This window comes from Kitasatospora sp. NBC_00240 (assembly GCF_026342405.1).
In the GTDB taxonomy this organism is placed as follows: domain Bacteria; phylum Actinomycetota; class Actinomycetes; order Streptomycetales; family Streptomycetaceae; genus Kitasatospora.
In genome coordinates, this window is the sequence record NZ_JAPEMU010000001.1 from 3,358,124 (window position 1) to 3,375,944 (window position 17,821).

Sequence of the window (17,821 nt, forward strand, 5' to 3'; positions counted from 1 at the left end):
CCGGCCGCCCGTTGACGGGACGGCCGGACGGGTTCCCGGCCGGTGAAGGCCCCGGTGCGGGCCCGCGCCGAGTGTCACGAAGTGTCGTGGGTCGTACGCCGAAAGTCCTGGTGTACGACCCACGCGCCGTCTGCGACCATGGTCAGGTGACTGAAATCGGGCGTGAAACACTCAGCGAGGAGACCTTTTTCGACTCGGTCGGCGGGGAGTCGACCTTCCGGCGACTGGTGCACCGGTTCTACCAGGGCGTCGCCGAGGACGAGTTGCTGCGGCCGATGTACCCGGAGGACCTCGGCCCGGCCGAGGAGCGGTTCGCCCTCTTCCTGATGCAGTACTGGGGCGGCCCCCGCACGTACAGCGAGGAACGCGGCCACCCCCGGCTGCGGATGCGGCACGTGCCGTTCAAGGTCGACCGCGCGGCGCACGACGCCTGGCTGCGGCACATGCGGACGGCGGTGGACGAACTCGCCCTGCCCGTCGACGCCGAGCGCCAGCTGTGGGACTACCTCACCTACGCCGCCGCCTCGATGATCAACAGCGCCGACTGACCCGGCCGCCCGACCCCCTCACCGCCCCCTCCGGCACCCGCCGGCCAGGGGGCGCGTTCGAATGTCAGCCCCGGAGCGGGCTGAGCCCGAGCCCCGCCCCCGGCGCCGCCGCCGTCCGCACCGCGATCGAACCGGCCGGCGCGCTCAGCCGCAGCCAGCTGCCTGCCCGGTGCACCGTGAGCCGCGCGTCCGGCTTCAGGAACCCGATCACGTACGAGGCGTGCGCGGCGCGCAACGGCAGCTCCGGCACCGCGGACAGCGGGCGGGACCAGATCTCGTCCGCCAGGCCGTCCAGCACAGCGCGGGTGCGGTGGTGCTCGGGCACCGCCTCGCTGCGCTCCTTGAACTCCCGGACGGCCGCCATCAGCTCGGGAACCACCTCGACGGCGGGCGGCTCGGCGAGCAGGCGCCAGCCCGTCCGCGGCGGCAGCAGGCCGGCCCAGGCCGGGCCGGTCACCGGCGCGGGGAGGGTGACGGTGTCGGCACTCTCGTCGACGTCGTCCAGCAGCCGGCCCGCCGAGACGGTACGGTCCACCGGCGCGTCCGGCCCGGCCAGCCGGGCGGTGCGGACGGCGATCGCGCCCGAACTGCCCAGCGGCAGCCGCCCGAAGACCGCGAGCACCCCGGCCGCACCCTCCGGGGCGGCCTCGCCGCCGCCCTCGGCACCGGCTCCGCCGCGGCTCCCGCCCGCGCCGCCGAACCGACCCACCACCTGGAGACGGACCGCCGCCGCCCGGTCGAAGCGCAGCAGGCGCACCAGGAAGGCGGCGAGGTCCGCGGCCTCCCCCGCGTCGGCGAGGACAAGACGGGCGTTGCTGGTCACGAGGAACTCACTCAAGGTCGGCGGGGCGTTCGCGCACACGGGCCGCGCGCCGAAGGGCGCCGGCACCGGACGCGGTCGGACGGACCCGGTGATCGGACGGACCCGGTGGTCGGACGCCCCGGTGGTCGGGGAGGTCACCGGGGCGCGGCACACCGGGCACGCGGGGCCCGGCGGGCGAGCCGGCCCCTCAGGACCGCCGGTGCACGCGGGCAGCCGGCGGAGGCGGGGCGTCCGGGCCCCGGCACGGGCCGGCCCGGCGTCCCCGGGCTCCGGCAAGCACGCTCCGGGTGCCCGCCGTACGGACCGGGGGGGCAGGTCAGGCGGCCACGGCGGCCACAGGCTCCTCGACGTCCATGAAACGGCTGAGGAACTCGCGCTCCACCGGGCTGATCCGGCGCGGCCTGGCCGCGGCCAGGTCGTAGGGCACGACCACGGTCGACGCCCGGACGTACACCGTCTCGGTGCCGTCCTCGGCGGTGTCCTTGACCTCGTAGGAGACGGTCAGCGAAGCACCGCCGATCTTGGTGACCCAGGTCTCGATGGTCACCGGCGTCGGGCGGTGCACCAGCGGACGCTTGTAGTCGATCTCGTGGCGGGCCACCACCGAACCGCCCGCGAACTCCCCGGCGCCGGCCTCGGCGGCCTGGGTGAACATGAAGTCGATCCGGGCCTCCTCCAGGTAGCGCAGGAAGACCACGTTGTTCACGTGTCCGAAGGCGTCCATGTCGGACCACCTCAGTGGGCAGGCGTAGATGTGGCGTGCCACAAGTGTTCTCCTCAAACTTCCGTTGCCCCGCCGGTCCCTTCCGAGACTACGGGCAGCGGCCCGGCAGACCGCCCTGAGGTCAGCCTGCCGGGCCGTTGTTGCGGCAGCGTTGCCGCGTGGCGATCAGCCTCGGGTCAGCTTCTTGTAGGTGGCCCGGTGCGGGCGGGCGGCGTCGGCGCCCAGCCGCTCGATCTTGTTCTTCTCGTACGAGTCGAAGTTGCCCTCGAACCAGAACCAGTTGCTGTCACCCTCGTAGGCGAGGATGTGGGTCGCGACCCGGTCCAGGAACCACCGGTCGTGGGAGATGACCACGGCGCAGCCGGGGAACTCCAGCAGGGCGTTCTCCAGCGAGGAGAGCGTCTCGACGTCGAGGTCGTTGGTCGGCTCGTCGAGGAGCAGCAGGTTGCCGCCCTGCTTGAGGGTGAGCGCCAGGTTGAGGCGGTTACGCTCACCGCCGGACAGGATGCCGGCCGGCTTCTGCTGGTCCGGGCCCTTGAAGCCGAACGCCGAGACGTACGCGCGGGACGGCATCTCGACCTGGCCGACGTTGATCCAGTCCAGCTCGTCGGAGACGACGGCCCACAGGGTCTTCTTCGGGTCGATGTTGGCGCGGCCCTGGTCGACGTAGCTGACCTTGACCGTCTCGCCGACCTTGATCGAACCGCTGTCCGGCTGCTCCTCGCCGAGGAGCATCTTGAACAGGGTGGTCTTGCCGGCGCCGTTCGGGCCGATCACACCCACGATGCCGTTGCGCGGCAGGGTGAAGCTCAGGTCGTCGATCAGGACCTTGTCGCCGAAGCCCTTGGAGAGGTTGTTGACCTCGACCACGATGCTGCCCAGACGCGGGCCCGGCGGGATCTGGATCTCCTCGAAGTCCAGCTTCCGCATCTTGTCGGCCTCGGCCGCCATCTCCTCGTACCGCGCGAGGCGGGCCTTGGACTTGACCTGACGGCCCTTGGCGTTGGAGCGGACCCACTCGAGTTCTTCCTTGAGCCGCTTGGCGCGCTTGGCGTCCTTCTGGCCCTCGACCTTGAGGCGGGACTGCTTGGCCTCCAGGTAGGTGGAGTAGTTGCCCTCGTAGCCGATCGCCCGGCCGCGGTCGAGCTCCAGGATCCAGCCCGCCACGTTGTCCAGGAAGTACCGGTCGTGGGTGACGGCGACAACGGTGCCGGGGTACTTGGCCAGGTGCTGCTCCAGCCAGTTCACCGACTCGGCGTCGAGGTGGTTGGTGGGCTCGTCGAGGAGCAGCAGGTCGGGCGCCTCCAGCAGCAGCTTGCAGAGCGCCACCCGGCGGCGCTCACCACCGGAGAGCTTGGTGACCGGCCAGTCGCCGGGCGGGCAGCCCAGCGCGTCCATCGCCTGCTCCAGCTGGGCTTCGAGGTCCCAGGCGTTGGAGTGGTCCAGCTTCTCCTGGAGCTTGCCCATCTCGTCGAGCAGCTCGTCCGAGTAGTCGGTCGCCATCAGCTCGGCGATCTCGTTGAAGCGGTCGAGCTGGCCCTTGACCTCGCGCACGCCGTCCTCGACGTTCTCCAGGACGGTCTTGGTCTCGTCGAGCGGGGGCTCCTGGAGGAGCATGCCGACGGAGTAGCCGGGCGAGAGGTACGCCTCACCGTTGGACGGCTGCTCCAGGCCCGCCATCATCTTCAGCACCGTGGACTTACCGGCGCCGTTGGGGCCAACGACACCGATCTTCGCCCCGGGGAGGAAGTTGAGCGTCACGTCGTCAAGGATGACCTTGTCGCCGTGGGCCTTGCGCAGCTTGCGCATGGTGTAGATGAATTCCGCCACGTGAGATCGCTCCGGCGTCGTCGGGAGTATTCGGCTTGCAGCCTTCCATTGTGCCGCACCCGGCCGGACCTCCCGAACGCCCGTCGTGGCCGGCCGGCCTCCGCCCGTAACCGGACCGGCGCCCTCCGGCGGCTGATCCCGCCGGGCGCCGCGGCCGCAGGCGTGGTCGCGGCCCCGGCCCGGGCGCGGTCCGGGGCCGCGACGACCGGTGGCCCGGTCCTCCACGAGAAGTGGAGGACCGGGCCACCGGACCTTGCACGGCTGCCTTGCGGCGGGCCGCTATGCCTGAGATGGGACTCAGGCGGCGTTGCCGCTGTGACGGCCGCGGCGGCGCAGGACGAAGACGGCCGCGCCACCGGCGAGGACGAGGGCGCCCGCGACGCCGGCCAGCACCGGGGTGGCGCTGCTGCCACCGGTGGCGGCCAGACCGCCGCCGGCGGTGGTGGCCGCCGGGCCGGTGGAGGTGCCGGTGCTCGGGGTGGTGCCGGTGCTCGGGGTGGCCGAGCCGCTGTTGGCGGGGGACGGCGAGGCCGACGGCGTCGGGACGGCGACCTTGCAGTCCAGGACGCCCTGGAACTGCTGGGCGAAGCCGTTCGGGCCGGTGACCTTGATGTCGTACGCGGTGTCCTCGGCGACCGGGACGGTGATCTTCTCCGACTTGCCCGGCTGCACGGTGAGGTCCTTGCCCGGCTTGACGGTGACGGCGGCCGGCTGGTCACCGGTGTTGGTGACGGTCACCTCGACGCCGTTCTCGACGCAGTCCACCTTGGAGGTGGCCGCGAGCAGCGGGCCCTTCTCCTGGGTCCACTTGGCCTTGGCCGCGTCCGAGACGGCGACCTTCTCCGAGCCGGCCAGGATCATCGTCTGGCTGTGCTTGTCCGCGGTGTAGCCCTTGCTCAGGAAGACGCGGCCGCTCGGCACCACCGTGGAGGCGGCGGCCGTCACCGTGGCGGAGCCGTCGGCCGTGCCGGCCGGGACGTCCAGGAAGAACTGGGTGTCCTTGGCGATCGGACCCTTGAGCGAGGCGAGCGGCTTGCCGTCCTTGTCCACCACGGCGACCGTGGCGGGCCCGCCGGACACCGACAGCTTGACCTCGTCGGCGCCGCTGTTGACGGTGAACGGGCCGAGCTTGCCGCCGCTCTTACCGGCCACACTCTCGGGGGTGAGGCTGAGCGAGGGCTTCGGCTCGGCGGCGATCCCCTTGTTCTTGTCGCTCAGCAGGTAGGCGGTGAGCGCCGCGCCCTGCGGGTCGTCGGGGGTGGCCTTCTTCCCGTCGGAGAAGTGCCAGATCGCGGCCTGGGTGCCGGCGGCGGCGTCCTGCTCGGTGAACTCGCCGCTGATGCCGGCGGTCTTGGCCAGCGCGCCGAGGTCCTTGACGTGCGGGTAGGAGTTCTCCAGGATCCAGCGGATCTTCGCCGCGGCGTCCGTCTTGCCCTTGGCGCCGAGCGAGCTCGACTTCCAGTCGGCCTCCTGGTACTGCACCTTCGCGGTGGTGTCGACGCCGTGCCCGAAGTCGATGCAGTACGTCTGGAGGAGCTCACCGTCGGCGGTCTTGAGGGTGAAGAGGCCGCCGGCCACCTTGCCCTCGCCCTGGACGGTGATCTGACCGCTGACCATCGTCTCCTGCAGGGTCGCGCTGACCCCCGCCCCGGGCCCGTCGGCCGCGGACGCCGCACCGGCTCCGAGAAGGCTTCCGCCGGCCACCAGGGTCGACGTGAGCATGACAGTTGCTATGCGGGGGAGAATCCGCCCCTGCCTGTGGAACATGTGTGATCCCTCCGGGCCGGGCCATGCCGATCACAGCCCGTCTTGCATTGCCGCATCCCCTGAGACGCGGCTGCACTTGTGTGAACCAGACGCATCCTATTGAGCCCTACCGGCCCGTAAACCAACGTGCTGAATCCGGACGATACCGTATCTGTATCGTTATCAGCCCGGCGATCACCGACGCGCTCTGACGCTCCGCCAGAAACTCGTCATGATTCGATCGATGCTCAGGATTACGCCTTCGTTAGGTCAAGAAGTATCCCGTTCGGCACACTTGGACGCAGCCGGGGGCACCGAACGGTCATACGACGGCAACCTCTCCTTCCGTCACAGGACCGCCGGTGGACACCTCGGCCGCCGCCACCGACGCCCGCCGGGCATGCACCGCGGCGACGATCCAGTCCGGCACGTCGGGCTCCGCCAAGGCCTCGGCGACGGGCCCCGGGGCGCCGCCGGCCACCGCTCCACCCACGGCCCCGACCCCTGCCCCGACGCCGCCGCCGAGCCCGCTCGCGAGCGGCGCGGGCGCCGGCCCGGCCGGCCCGCCGGTCATCGGCAGACCCCCCGAACCACCCCACTGCTGCTCGGACTTGCCCCGCACCGCCCACCGGAAGGCCGACGTCCCACGGCTGAGGTCGTGCCCCACCGAACGGGCGTCGATCTCGACCCCGCTCCTGCGGCGCTCGCCCTCCTCCCACTCCCGGACCCGCAGCCGGCCGCTGACGACCACCGGGTCGCCCTTGCTCAACGAACTCACCAGGTTGGCGGCCAGCCAGCGCCAGGCGACCACCGTGACCCAGTGGGTGTCCCCGTCCACCCACTCGCCCTTCACCCGGTCGTAGCGCCGCTCGGTGGCCACCAGGCGGAAGTTGGCCACCGGCACGCCGCCCGTCGTCTGCGCATAGCTCACCACCGACGCGACATTGCCGACCATTGTCACCAGGGTCTCGTTCATGGAACACACTCCGTTCGCAGTGATGCACCGTACGGAATCGACCGGCACGGGACGAGAGTGCCCTTCACCGAAAATCCTCACAAGCCCGATCCGAAATCCTGTGGATAACTCGCGCATGTGGAAAACCTGCATCCCCCGCAGGAGTGAAATTCCCGGTCCGCGCGCCTCCGGCCGGAACTCGCCCCCGGGATCCGCACCGAGCCCGCCCGGGGCGGATCCCGCGACGGTCCGCACCGCCGGGCCGGGGGCCCACGCCAGTGGCATACTCGCGCCGCCACCCGGCTCCCACCTGCGCGGTCATGACAACCGTCCGTACACTCCCGCGCCCCCGAGGCGCCCCGATCGGGTGGCCGGGAAGCCTATCCACCCACGTCATCCGACCGAAGGAACCCGAATGCCGCCCCCCACCCGCGTCGACGGCGGCACTTTCTTCGCGCCGAATCCATAACGGGTGGGGCGACAGCCCCGTAACGACTGCACAACGTCCGGCGCCAGAGCCTGCCAGACCGCTGCACGCACGGTCTCCACCTGCGATTATCGGACCGCCCCACCGAAGCCGACACACCCGCGACGGTGTTGTCAGGCCCGGTGGAGGAACCGGGCACCCTTATCCTGTCCCCAACAGGGCAAGGGTTCCGCCAACCCCAACCGCACCCCCACGACGGGGCCGGGCACCGGGCGCCGAAGGGCACTCGACACCCGATCCCGGCGACGGTCACGCCCTGTCCGGGTCGGCCGGTCACGCCCCCATAGCTCAGCGGATAGAGCACCCGCCTTCTAAGCGGTAGGTCGCAGGTTCGAATCCTGCTGGGGGCACGCACAGTGCCTGACCTGGGAGTTCATTCCCCCAGTGGCCGGTCCCGCCGATCGCACGGCGGTCCTGGAGCGACCGCCCGCCGGCGCAGGGCGGCCACGGGCGCCATCCCGCAGCCGCCCCGAACCGGTCCGACGGTCACCCGTTTTGTCCGACTCCCGTGGCACCCGCGGCAGATGACCCGTTCACCCGGCCTGCCACCGGCCGCAGCCGGAGCGCCAACAGCATGGCGAGCACCATCAGCCCGCCCGCCGACAGGAACACCACGTCGGCGGCGTCCACGAAGGCCCGCACCGCCTGCTCGTGCTCCGCGCCGGCGAGGGTGGCCACCGCGCCGAGCGGGGTGCCGGGCTCGGCGGCCCCGAAGACCCGGGCCAGCACCGTGCCGAAGAGTGCGGCGCCGAGCGCGCCGCCCAAGGTCTGGAAGAACCGGACGGCGGTGGTGGCGACGCCCAGTTGGTGCGCCGGGGCGGCGTCCTGGACCACCCCGATCAGCTGGCCCACCAACTGCCCGAAGCCCACGCCCAGCAGGGCGAGCTCGGCCCGCACGGTCCACAGCCCGGTGTCCGGCCCGCTCAGACCGAGCAGCAGCAGCGCGAGCGCCGAGCAGCCGGCACCGGCCACCAGGAAGGTGCGCGGTGACCGGCCCCGCCGGGAGAGCCGGTTGACCAGGAGGCCGACGGCGGTCATCCCGGCCGCCATCGGGATCAGGAACAGGCTGGCGGAGGTGGCGGCCACACCGCGGGCGACCTGCAGGTACAGCATCACGTACACGACGGAGCCCATCAGACCCATCCCGACCAGGCCCTGCACCGCGAAGCCGGTCCGCAGGGCGGGGATCCGGAACAGCGACAGCGGCAGCACCGGTTCGGCGGCGGTGGCCTGGCGATGGAGGAAGAGCCCGAGGGCGGCCAGGGTGCCGGCGCCGAGGAGAAGGATCGGCGTGGAGGACCAGGCGTACTCCTTGCCGCCCCATTCGGTCACCAGCAGCAGACCGGTCGCGAAGGCCGCGGCGAGCGTCGCCCCGAGGAAGTCGAGACGGCCCCGGCCGGTGCGGTGCGGCAGCTTGAGCGCGAACGCGGCCCCGGCCAGGACGAAAAGCCCCACCGGCAGGTTGACGTAGAAGATCCAGCGCCAGCTGAAGTGGTCGGCGAGCAGCGCCCCGATCAGCGGCCCCACCGCCATGCCCGCGCCGCCGACGATCCCGCCGATGCTGCCCCCGCCGCCCTCGTCCCCGGGTTCGCGCAGTTGGGCCATCACCACCATGGTGACGCTCATCAGCCCACCGCCGCCGATGCCCTGGAGGGCCCGGAAGGCGATCAGCTGGTCCATCGACCCGGCCGCCCCGCAGAGCGCCGAGCCGGCCAGGAAGGTGGCGACCGCGCCGAGGAAGACCCGCTTGGCGCCGTACAGGTCGCAGAGCTTGCCGTAGAGCGGGAGCAGGGCGGTGGCCGCCAGGGCGAACGCGCTGACCAGCCAGGGCAGCCGGTCGACGCCGTGAACCGGGTCGAGGTCACGGACGATCGGCACGGTGGCCGCCGACACGATGTTCATGTCGAGCACCGCCAGGAGGATCGTCACCAAGCAGATGATCTTGGCGAGCCCGCGCCGGGCGGCGGTCGCCGGAGGTCCGGACGGTGCGGGGCCGGACGGGGCGGGGCCGGACGGCACGGCGGCGGGTGCGGGTGCGGGTGCGGCGACCGCCAATGGTGCGGCGGGTGTCGGTGGTACGGCAGCAGGCATGGGAAGTCCCCCCGGTGCGATGGGTGCGTGGTGGCCGGCGGGGCCTGGTGGTCCGGACGGCAGCGCCACCATGGCAGATATTTTTGTAGTCAGTCAATTCTTTTGCTTGGTACATCTTTGATCCTGGTACAGTGATGCCATGCCGAAGTCACCCGCTGCCACCCACGCGCCGGAGGAGCTGAGCCTGCGCGAGCGCAAGAAGCAGCAGACCGGCCGGAAGCTCTGGACCGTCGCGATCGGCCTCTTCGTGGAGCGCGGCTTCGACCAGGTCTCCGTCGCCGAGATCGCGGCCGCCGCCGAGGTCTCCAAGATGACCGTCTTCAACTACTTCCCGACCAAGGAGGACCTGGTCCTGCTCCCGATGGAGCGGCACACCGGGGAGGTCGCCGAGGTGGTGCGCGAGCGCCCGGCCGGCTGCTCCGCCGTGGCCGCCGTCCGCCGCCAGTACCTGGCCGCGCTCGACGCGCAGGACCCGGCCTCCGGCCTCTGCGACCAGGGGTCGGTGCTCGACGTGCTGCGGCTGATCCGCGGCACGCCGGCGCTGGCCCTGCGGGCCCAGGCCACCATGGCCCGCGCCGAGGAGCTGCTCGCGGCCGAGCTCGGCGCCGCCGACCGCGACGGCGACGGCGACCGCGAGGGCGACCGGCTCACCGCCCGACTGGCGGCAGCCCTGCTGCTGGGCACCCGAAGGACCCTGGTGCGGGAGAATCAGCGCCGGATGCTCGCGGGCGAACCGGCCGCGAGCGTCCTGCCCGATGCCCGGGCGAACGCCCTGCGCGCCTTCGCGCTGGTCGAGAACGGGCTGGGCGACTACTGCGGCGGCTGACCGCCGCACCCCGCACCCGCGAAGCGGTCGGGCAACACCCGGCCCGCCGCCCTCCGGTCCGGCCCGCCGGCCCGCCCTGCGGGGCGGTCCGGCCCGCCGCCCTGCGAGAGTGTCCGGTGCACGCCCACCCGCTCCCCGGAGGTACTCATGACCGGATCACCGCTGCTCCAGGGGCGCGCCGCGCTCCCCACCGGCGTCGACGGCCTGCGGGCGTACACCGGCCCGGACGGCGTGGCGGTGCTGCTGCTGGACCGCCCGCACAAGCGCAACGCGCTGACCCTCGCGATCTGGCAGGCGCTGCCGAAGGTCCTCGCGCTGCTCGCCGAACAGCCCGGCGTGCGTGCGCTGCTGGTCACCGGCGCGGGCGGCACCTTCAGCGCGGGCGCCGACATCTCCGAACTCTCCGAGGTGTACGGCGACGCCCGGCGCGCCGACGCCTACCACGAGGAGAACGTGGCCGCCGAGGAGGCGCTCGCGGCCTTCCCGCACCCCACCCTGGCGGTGGTGCACGGGGCCTGCGTCGGTGGCGGCTGCCAGCTCGCGGTCGCCTGCGACCTGCGGTTCGGCGCGCAGGACGCCCGGCTCGGGATCACCCCGGCCAAGCTGGGCGTGGTCTACCCGGCCGTGCCGACCCTGCGGCTGGCCCGGCTGGTGGGGCCGGCCCGGGCCAAGTACCTGCTGTTCTCAGGCGAGTTGGTGCCGGCCGCCCGGGCCGCCGAGATCGGCCTGCTGGACGAGGTCGTCCCCGTCGGCGAGCTGGACGCCCGCGCCCTGGAGTTCGCCGTCCTGCTCGGCAAGCGTTCGCCGCAGACCATCGGCGCCGTCAAGGCGGCCCTGGCCGGCCCGCCGGAGGAGGCTGCCGCCGCGATCGAGCCGTGGGCCCGCCGCTCCCGCGAGGCCCCCGACGTACGGGAGGGGCTGGCCGCCTTCCTGGAGCGCCGCGAGCCCCGGTTCTGACCGGCGCCGGGCCGGAGCCGGCCCGGCGTCGACCCGGCGCGCCCACCGCACGGTCCGGGCCGGGGAGGCGGCGGGCGGACCCCGGCGCGGGCAGCCGTACGTCGTCCAACGAGCCTTCGTGGACCGGGACCTGAGCGCTCCGCCGGCGGCGATAGGATCATCGGACACCCGTCCGTACGCCCTCTGGAGAACCCGATGACCGAGACCACCTGGGCCCGGCGGGTCACCGACGGTGTGGAGCCGAAGAACGTCATCATCGCCGTGCTGCCGCTGGTCGGTGTGCTGCGCTACGGCTGGACCGGCCTCGGCTGGGCGCTGTTCGCGGCCCTGTTCGCCGCCGTGATCCCCACCTGGTTCATCCGGCGCGGCATGCGCAAGGGCAAGTGGGAGGACCGGCACGTCGGCCAGCGCCGGCGCCGGCTGGTGGTGATCCCGTTCATCATGCTGTCGGTGCTCACCAGCTTCGCCGTGATGCTCCTGGTCGACGCGCCGACCGACATGACCGCGATGGTGCTGGCGATGTTCGCCGCCCTGGTGCCGATCATGGTGATCACCGTCTGGTGGAAGATCTCCGTCCACACCGCCGTGGCGAGCGGCGCCGTGGCCTGCCTGGCGATCGCGCTGGGTGCCTGGTGGCTGCTGCTCTACCCGATGGTCGCGGTGATCGGCTGGTCCCGGGTGGTGCTCCGGGACCACACCAGGGCGCAGACCGTGGCCGGCGCCCTGGTCGGCGCGCTGAGCGCCGGCCTGACCTTCTGGGCCGCCCGCTGACCGGGCGCCGACCCGGCGCCCGGCCCGGCCGGACGGACCCCGCCGGCCCGGTCTACCGGATGGGCATCCCGGAGATGGTCCGGGCGATCACCAGCCGTTGGATCTCGCTCGTCCCCTCGAAGATGGAGTAGATGGCGCTGTCCCGGTGCATCCGCTCCACCGGGTACTCCCGGGTGAAGCCGTTGCCGCCGAGGATCTGCATCGCCTGCGCGGTCACCCACTTCGCCGTCTCGCCCGCGTACAGCTTGGACATCGATCCCTCGGCCGAGGTGAACGGCTGCTGGTTCGCCGCCATCCAGGAGGCCCGCCAGACCAGCAGCCGGGAGGCGTCGATCCGGGTCTTCATGTCGGCCAGGGTGAAGGCGACGCCCTGGTTGTCGATGATCGGCCGGCCGAACTGGACCCGGGTCCGCGCGTAGTCGAGGGCCACCTCGTAGGCGGCCCGTGCGATGCCGATGGCCTGGGCGCCGACGGCGGGCCGGGACGCCTCGAAGGTGGCCATCGCGGCGTTCTTCCCCGAACCGCCCTTGCCGGACGCGCCCTTGGTGTCGCCGTTCGCGGCGGCGGCCGCCCGCTCGCGGGCCCGGGCGAGCCGCTCGTCCAGCTTCTCCTTGCCGCCCAGCAGGCAGTGGCCGGGCACCCGGACGCCGTCCAGCACCACCTCGGCGGTGTGCGAGGCGCGGATGCCGTGCTTCTTGAACTTCTGGCCCTGCGCGAGCCCGGCGGTGCCGGGCGGGACCAGGAAGGAGGCTTGGCCGCGGGCGCCGAGCGCCGGGTCCACGGTGGCGACCACCACGTGCACGGCGGCGATCCCGCCGTTGGTGGCCCAGGTCTTGGTGCCGTTGAGCACCCACTCGTCCTTGGCCTCGTCGTAGACGGCGCGGGTGCGCAGCGCCGAGACGTCGGAGCCGGCGTCCGGCTCCGAGGAGCAGAAGGCGGCGACCTTCACGTCGTCGGGGGTGCCGAACATCTGCGGCGCCCAGGTGCCGATCTGCTCCTCGGTCCCGTTGGCGAGCACGGCGACGGCGGCCAGCGTGGTGCCGACGATCGACAGGCCGATGCCGGCGTCGCCCCAGAAGAGCTCCTCCATGGCGATCGGGATGCCGACACCGGAGGGGTCGAAGTACTGCTGGGCGTAGAAGTCCAGGGAGTAGATGCCGAGTTCGGCCGCCTCCTGGATGACCGGCCAGGGGGTCTCCTCGCGTTCGTCCCACTCGGCCGCCGCCGGGCGCATCACGTCGGCGGCGAAGCCGTGCAGCCAGTCGCGGACGGCGATCTGGTCGGGGCCCGGGTCCAGCGAGAAGGTGCTCATGGTGCCTCCGGTCGAAGGGGTCCGGCAGCGGCGGGCCGCCGTGTGGGGAGGTGTGGCGAGGAGGGGGTGTCGTACCGGGGTTACCGCCGGTAACATCGCTGGGAGTCTGCTACTGATACGTAGGAAATGTCAACGCCCGCGGCGGCCCCGGCGGCCCGACCCGGCCCCCGTACCCGGACCTCGACCACCCGCCACGACCCCGCGTCAGCCCGCCCGTACCCCGGCGCCGCACCCCGGCGCCCCGCCCAGCGCCGCCCGACCGGGCGTCAGCACCCCAGCCAGGAGCCGCCCGTGCCGCCCGCCGACCCCGCCACCCCCGGCGAGCCCCGCAGGGAACAACTGCTGAACGCCGCCGACCGGGTGGTCCAGCGGGAGGGCCCGGGCGCCAGCATGAACGCCATCGCCGCCGAGGCCGGCATCACCAAGCCGATCCTCTACCGCCACTTCGGCGACCGCACCGGCCTCATCCGGGCCCTCACCGAACGGCACACCGGCGGACTGCTCGCCGCCGTGCGGGCCGCGCTGAACGAGCCGCTGGAGCGCCGCGACCGGGTCGAGCACGTGCTGGACACCTACCTGGCCGGCATCGAGTCGCGCCCGCAGGTCTACCGGCTGCTGACCCACCCGGAGGCGGGCGACCCGACCGGCGCCGGCAACGCCCTCGCGCCCGCCCTCAAGCAGATCGCCGACGAGATCACCAACGCGGTGGCCGTCCAGGTCGACCTGGGGCCGGAGACGCCGCTGCTCTCCGAGGCCTGGGGCCGGGGGATCACCGGCATGGTGCTGGCGGCCGGGGACTGGTGGCTGGAGACCAAACCCTGCCCGCGCGCCCGGATGGTGCAGGCCCTGGCCGACCTGCTCTGGGGCCGGCTCGCCGCGGCCGCGGAGCTGCCGTCCGCCACCCCGCCGGCCCCGGCGGCCGCGCCGGCCGACTGAACTCTTGTGCGGTACATGCCAGTCGGGCATCATCGGGCCCCACCCGAAACCGCCGCCGGCCCAGCGAGGTAGCCCCATGCGCCTGCTCCGTACCGCCGCCGCCCTCCTGCTCGCCACCGCCACAGCCCTGGCCGGATCCCCGGCCGGGGCGGCCGAACCCCGCGGCCGTCACGCGGAGTTCCCCACCGGCACCAGCACCTCGCCGGACGGCCGCACCGCCCTCACCGACGCCCGGGGGCGCGAACTGCGGCTGCACGGCTTCAACCTGGACAAGTACGCCGAGACCACCGAAGCCGACGTCCGCGCCATCGCCGCCCACGGCTTCACCCTGCTGCGGGTGGCGGTCTCCTGGACCCGGCTGGAGCCCGGCCCCGGCCGGTACGACCGCACCGAACTCGACCGCCTGAACCAACTCCTCGACCGGGCCGACCGGTACGGGCTGCTCGCCCTGATCGACTTCCACCAGGACGTCTACGGGCCCAAGTTCGGCGGCGGGGACCGCGGAATCCCGCTCTGGGCCACCCGCGACGACGACCTGCCCTTCGTCCCGGACCCGGACGACTGGTTCGCCGGGTACTTCCAGCCCGCCGTCCAGGCCGCCTTCCGCCACCTCTACGACGACCCTGACCTGCGCCGCGCCCAGAGCGACTTCTACACCCGGATCGCCCGCGAACTGCGCGGCCACCGCTCGCTGCTGGGCTACGACCTGTTCAACGAGCCGTTCGGCCCGATCCCCGGCGACCCCACCGATCCGGCCGACCAGGTGGCCGGCTCGGCCGCACTCGAACGCGGCCGGTTGGCCGACATGTACCGCCGGCTGATCCGGGCGGTCCGCGCCGCCGACGACCGCGCCTGGCTGTTCGTCGAACCCACCGTCCTGGTCGGCCAGGGCGTCCCCACCCAGCTGCCCGGCTTCACCGATCCCCGGCCCGGCCCGCCGCGCCTCGGCTACGCCCCGCACTTCTACGACACCGCCGTCGAGTCCGGCGCCGACTGGGACCCGGCCGGCGGCTTCGTCGAGGCGTACGTCGCCGCCGTCACCGCCTACCCGGCCGCCCACCGGCTGCCGGTGCTGATCGGTGAGTGGGGCCCGCCGGACTCCCGCCGGCCGGGCAACACCGAGCTGGTCCGCCGGCAGGTCGCGGCGATGGAGACGATCTCCTCCGGCTGGGCGATGTGGTACTGGTGCAAGGGCGCCGGCGGCTACTGCGCGCTCGACCCGGACGGCCGGCCGGCCCCCGGCGACGGGCCGGTCTTCGCGCCGTGGCCGACCGCGCTCGACGGGCACCTGCTCAGCTCGCACTGGACCACCGCCACCGCCACCTACCGGCTGGGCTGGGCCGCCGGCAGCGCCGGCGGCCCGACCGAACTGGCCCTGCCCGCCGACGCCTACCCGACCGGAGTCCGGGTCACCGTGGAGGGCACGCCGGCCGCCCTGGTGGACATCGACCAGCCCGAGCGGGGCCGGGCCGGCAGCGTGCGGTTCCGGCTGCCGCGGGCGCGGCCGGGCACGCCGGTCACCGTCACCGTGACCCCGCGCTGAGGCCCGGGCCCGGGCCGCGCCCTCCGTACCGCGGCCGAGCTGTCAGGCCAGCCCGCGCCGGGCCAGCAGCGGCCCGGTCCGCGGGTCGCGCCCGACCACCGCGCGGAAGCACTCCAGCGCGTCCACGCTGCCGCCGCGCGAGAGGAGTTCGGCACGGAACACCTCGCCGCTCTCCCGGACGGTACGGCCGTTGGTCCGGAACCACTCGACGGTCTCGGCGTCCAGCACCTCGGACCAGATGTAGGCGTAGTAGCCGGCGCTGTAGCCGCTCGCGAAGATGTGGTTGAAGTAGGTGCTGCGGTAGCGCGGCGGGATCGCGGCCACCGCCAGGCCGGCCTCGGCCAGCGCCCGCGCCTCGAACTCCTGGGCGTCCGCGATCTCCAGGCCCACCGGCACGGTGTGCCAGGCCCAGTCCAGCAGGGCGGCCGCCAGGTACTCGACCGTCCGGAAGCCCTGGCCGAAGCCCTCGGCTGCGGTCATCCGCTCGACCAGGTCGGCCGGCAGCGGCTCCCCCGTCACATGGTGCTTGGCGTAGTTCGCCAGGACGGCGGGCCAGGTCATCCACATCTCGTTGACCTGCGAGGGGAACTCCACGAAGTCCCGGGGGACTTCGGTGCCGGAGAAGAGCGGGTAGCGGACGGCCGAGAAGAGCCCGTGCAGCGCGTGCCCGAACTCGTGGAACAGGGTCCGCACCTCGTCCCAGGTCAGCAGGACCGGCTCGCCGGGAGCCGGGCGGGCGATGTTGAGGTTGTTCAGCACCACCGGCCGCTTGTCCAGCAGCGTGGACTGCGAGACGAGTTCGTCCATCCAGGCGCCGCCGCGCTTGGAGGCCCGGGCGTGGAAGTCGCCGAGGAAGAGGCCGAGCGAGCCGCCGTCCTCCTCGAACACCTCGAAGACCCGTGCGTCGGGGTGGTACCCGACCAGGTCGGGCCGCTCGGTGAAGGTCAGGCCGTAGGCCAGGTTCGCCGCGAAGAAGACACCGTCGTGCAGCACCCGCTCCAGCTCGAAGTACGGGCGCAGCACCGCCGCGTCCACCTGGTACGAGGTGCGGCGCACCCGCTCCGAGTAGAACGCCCAGTCGTGCGCGGCGATCTCGTCGATCCCGTCGGCGGCCGCCAGCTTGGCCAGCTCGGCGGCCTCCCGCTCGGCGTTGGCCACCGCGGGCGGCACCAGCCGGGCCAGCAGGGCGTCGACGGCCCCGACCGTGCCCGCCGTCTCGTCCTCGACGACGTACGCCGCGTGGCTCGGGTGGCCGAGCAGGGCGGCCCGCTCCGCCCGCAGGCCGGCCATCCGGATCGCCAGCGGGCCGTTGGTCAAGGCGGCCCGGCCGACCGAGGCCGCCAGCAGCCGCTCGCGCACCGAGCGGTCGGTGAGCTGGGCCAGTTCGGACTGGTTGGAGAAGTTCTTCAGGCTGAGCACGTAGGTGCCGTCGTGGCCGAGCGCCCGGCCGTTCTCGGCGGCGGCCGCGACCGCGTCCGCGGAGAGGCCGTCGAGCTGCTCGGCGCTGTCCAGCACGAGTGCCCGGGCCCGGGTGTCGGCTGCCACGTTCTGCTGGAACGCGGTGGCGGCGGAGGCCAGTTCGGCATTCAGTTCACGCAGCCTGGCCTGCTCGGCCGCGCCGAGGCGGGCGCCGGCCCGGACGAACCGGGTGTGGTGACGCTGCAGCAGCCGCAGCGACTGGGCGTCCAGACCCAGGCTGTCGCGACGCTCGTGGAGGGCCTCGATCCGGGCGAAGAGGGCCGCGTCCAGGTGGATCGCGTCCTGGTGGGCCGCCAGCCGGGGGCTGATCTCGGCGTCCACCGCGTCCACCAGGTCGTTGGTGTCGGCGGAGCTCTGGTTGAGGAACACCGCGCCGACCCGGCGCAGCAGGGCGCCGGAACGCTCCAGCGCGATCAGGGTGTTGTCGAAGGTCGGCGGCTGCGGGTCGGCCGTGATCGCCGCGATCTCGGCCAGCTGGTCGGCCATGCCGCGCTCGAAGGCGGGCAGGTAGTGCTCTTCCCGGATCGCGGTGAAGGGCGGCAGTTCGTAGACCAGGGTGCTGGGCTCGAAGAAGGGATTGTCGCTCATTTCGCCGACCCTACGCGGTGGCATTCACGCTGCCTACGGTCGGTCGGCGGACGGCCGGTCGCGGCCGCGCCGAAGGAGGCGGCCGCGCCGGTCGGAGCCGCCCCGATCCCGCCGCGCCGGCCGCCGGCCGCCGGACCCAACGGCCCGCTCACCCGCCACACCCCACCCCGGACCGGCGCCTCCCCCGTACTGTCGGACCTCACCG

14 protein-coding genes and 1 tRNA gene are annotated in these 17,821 nt (G+C 73.1%); 7 read left to right on the forward strand and 8 right to left on the reverse strand.

What is annotated here, in order from left to right; translation table 11 throughout:
- Positions 1 to 146 precede the first annotated feature (146 nt).
- Entirely contained in the window at positions 147 to 548 is a 402-nt protein-coding gene (locus OG689_RS14235) for a globin (protein ID WP_266320594.1), read from the forward strand.
- A gap of 64 nt (positions 549 to 612) precedes the next feature.
- Here the strand turns inward: OG689_RS14235 and OG689_RS14240 are convergent, their stop codons facing one another.
- The 5 genes from OG689_RS14240 to OG689_RS14260 form a co-directional block, all read right to left on the reverse strand.
- Positions 613 to 1,371: a hypothetical protein gene (locus OG689_RS14240; protein ID WP_266320596.1), complete on the reverse strand. Its 759-nt coding sequence runs from the start codon at positions 1,369 to 1,371 to the stop codon at positions 613 to 615.
- Between the two features lie 316 nt (positions 1,372 to 1,687).
- Entirely contained in the window at positions 1,688 to 2,137 is a 450-nt protein-coding gene (locus OG689_RS14245) for a thioesterase family protein (RefSeq protein ID WP_073928979.1), read from the reverse strand.
- 123 nt (positions 2,138 to 2,260) lie between these two features.
- The gene (ettA, locus tag OG689_RS14250) at positions 2,261 to 3,925 is read right to left on the reverse strand and encodes an energy-dependent translational throttle protein EttA (protein ID WP_266320598.1); all 1,665 of its coding nucleotides are present in this window, start codon (positions 3,923 to 3,925) and stop codon (positions 2,261 to 2,263) included.
- Between the two features lie 297 nt (positions 3,926 to 4,222).
- The gene (locus OG689_RS14255) at positions 4,223 to 5,647 is read right to left on the reverse strand and encodes a Cys-Gln thioester bond-forming surface protein (protein ID WP_266320599.1); all 1,425 of its coding nucleotides are present in this window, start codon (positions 5,645 to 5,647) and stop codon (positions 4,223 to 4,225) included.
- Positions 5,648 to 5,993: 346 nt separating this feature from the next.
- Positions 5,994 to 6,647 (reverse strand): single-stranded DNA-binding protein, encoded by a 654-nt coding sequence (locus OG689_RS14260; protein WP_266320601.1) that lies wholly within the window; start codon positions 6,645 to 6,647, stop codon positions 5,994 to 5,996.
- A gap of 743 nt (positions 6,648 to 7,390) precedes the next feature.
- Between OG689_RS14260 and OG689_RS14265 the strand changes: the two genes are divergently transcribed.
- A tRNA-Arg gene (locus OG689_RS14265) sits at positions 7,391 to 7,463 on the forward strand.
- Positions 7,464 to 7,599: 136 nt separating this feature from the next.
- On the opposite strand, the gene OG689_RS14270 is transcribed toward OG689_RS14265, so the two are convergent.
- Complete coding sequence (locus OG689_RS14270; RefSeq protein ID WP_266320603.1) at positions 7,600 to 9,204, reverse strand: MFS transporter; 1,605 nt, start codon at positions 9,202 to 9,204, stop codon at positions 7,600 to 7,602.
- Between the two features lie 139 nt (positions 9,205 to 9,343).
- Between OG689_RS14270 and OG689_RS14275 the strand changes: the two genes are divergently transcribed.
- The 3 genes from OG689_RS14275 (at position 9,344) to OG689_RS14285 (ending at position 11,758) form a co-directional block, all read left to right on the forward strand.
- Positions 9,344 to 10,030: a TetR family transcriptional regulator gene (locus tag OG689_RS14275; protein ID WP_266320605.1), complete on the forward strand. Its 687-nt coding sequence runs from the start codon at positions 9,344 to 9,346 to the stop codon at positions 10,028 to 10,030.
- Positions 10,031 to 10,177: 147 nt separating this feature from the next.
- Positions 10,178 to 10,987, forward strand: coding sequence for an enoyl-CoA hydratase/isomerase family protein (locus OG689_RS14280; protein WP_266320606.1), 810 nt, complete (start codon positions 10,178 to 10,180; stop codon positions 10,985 to 10,987).
- A gap of 195 nt (positions 10,988 to 11,182) precedes the next feature.
- Positions 11,183 to 11,758, forward strand: coding sequence for a hypothetical protein (locus tag OG689_RS14285; protein ID WP_266320608.1), 576 nt, complete (start codon positions 11,183 to 11,185; stop codon positions 11,756 to 11,758).
- Positions 11,759 to 11,810: 52 nt separating this feature from the next.
- On the opposite strand, the gene OG689_RS14290 is transcribed toward OG689_RS14285, so the two are convergent.
- Entirely contained in the window at positions 11,811 to 13,070 is a 1,260-nt protein-coding gene (locus OG689_RS14290) for an acyl-CoA dehydrogenase family protein (protein WP_266320609.1), read from the reverse strand.
- 291 nt (positions 13,071 to 13,361) lie between these two features.
- Between OG689_RS14290 and OG689_RS14295 the strand changes: the two genes are divergently transcribed.
- Together OG689_RS14295 and OG689_RS14300 are read left to right on the forward strand one after the other, a co-directional pair.
- Positions 13,362 to 14,006, forward strand: coding sequence for a TetR family transcriptional regulator (locus OG689_RS14295; RefSeq protein ID WP_266320610.1), 645 nt, complete (start codon positions 13,362 to 13,364; stop codon positions 14,004 to 14,006).
- 76 nt (positions 14,007 to 14,082) lie between these two features.
- A complete protein-coding gene (locus OG689_RS14300; protein WP_266320612.1) occupies positions 14,083 to 15,549 on the forward strand; it encodes a cellulase family glycosylhydrolase in 1,467 nt (488 codons plus the stop codon).
- A gap of 42 nt (positions 15,550 to 15,591) precedes the next feature.
- Here the strand turns inward: OG689_RS14300 and OG689_RS14305 are convergent, their stop codons facing one another.
- On the reverse strand, positions 15,592 to 17,616 hold the full coding sequence (locus OG689_RS14305) for a M3 family metallopeptidase (RefSeq protein WP_266320613.1): 2,025 nt from the start codon (positions 17,614 to 17,616) through the stop codon (positions 15,592 to 15,594).
- Positions 17,617 to 17,821: the final 205 nt, after the last annotated feature.

What these genes read in the sequence shown, in the direction of transcription:
- OG689_RS14305 (WP_266320613.1), bottom strand. Translation starts at nt 17,616, where the DNA reads ATGAGCGACAATCCCTTCTTCGAGCCCAGCACCCTGGTCTACGAACTG.
- OG689_RS14255 (WP_266320599.1), bottom strand. Translation starts at nt 5,647, where the DNA reads ATGCTCACGTCGACCCTGGTGGCCGGCGGAAGCCTTCTCGGAGCCGGT.
- OG689_RS14300 (WP_266320612.1), top strand. Translation starts at nt 14,083, where the DNA reads ATGCGCCTGCTCCGTACCGCCGCCGCCCTCCTGCTCGCCACCGCCACA.
- OG689_RS14285 (WP_266320608.1), top strand. Translation starts at nt 11,183, where the DNA reads ATGACCGAGACCACCTGGGCCCGGCGGGTCACCGACGGTGTGGAGCCG.
- OG689_RS14260 (WP_266320601.1), bottom strand. Translation starts at nt 6,647, where the DNA reads ATGAACGAGACCCTGGTGACAATGGTCGGCAATGTCGCGTCGGTGGTG.
- OG689_RS14290 (WP_266320609.1), bottom strand. Translation starts at nt 13,070, where the DNA reads ATGAGCACCTTCTCGCTGGACCCGGGCCCCGACCAGATCGCCGTCCGC.
- OG689_RS14270 (WP_266320603.1), bottom strand. Translation starts at nt 9,204, where the DNA reads ATGCCTGCTGCCGTACCACCGACACCCGCCGCACCATTGGCGGTCGCC.
- OG689_RS14275 (WP_266320605.1), top strand. Translation starts at nt 9,344, where the DNA reads ATGCCGAAGTCACCCGCTGCCACCCACGCGCCGGAGGAGCTGAGCCTG.
- OG689_RS14280 (WP_266320606.1), top strand. Translation starts at nt 10,178, where the DNA reads ATGACCGGATCACCGCTGCTCCAGGGGCGCGCCGCGCTCCCCACCGGC.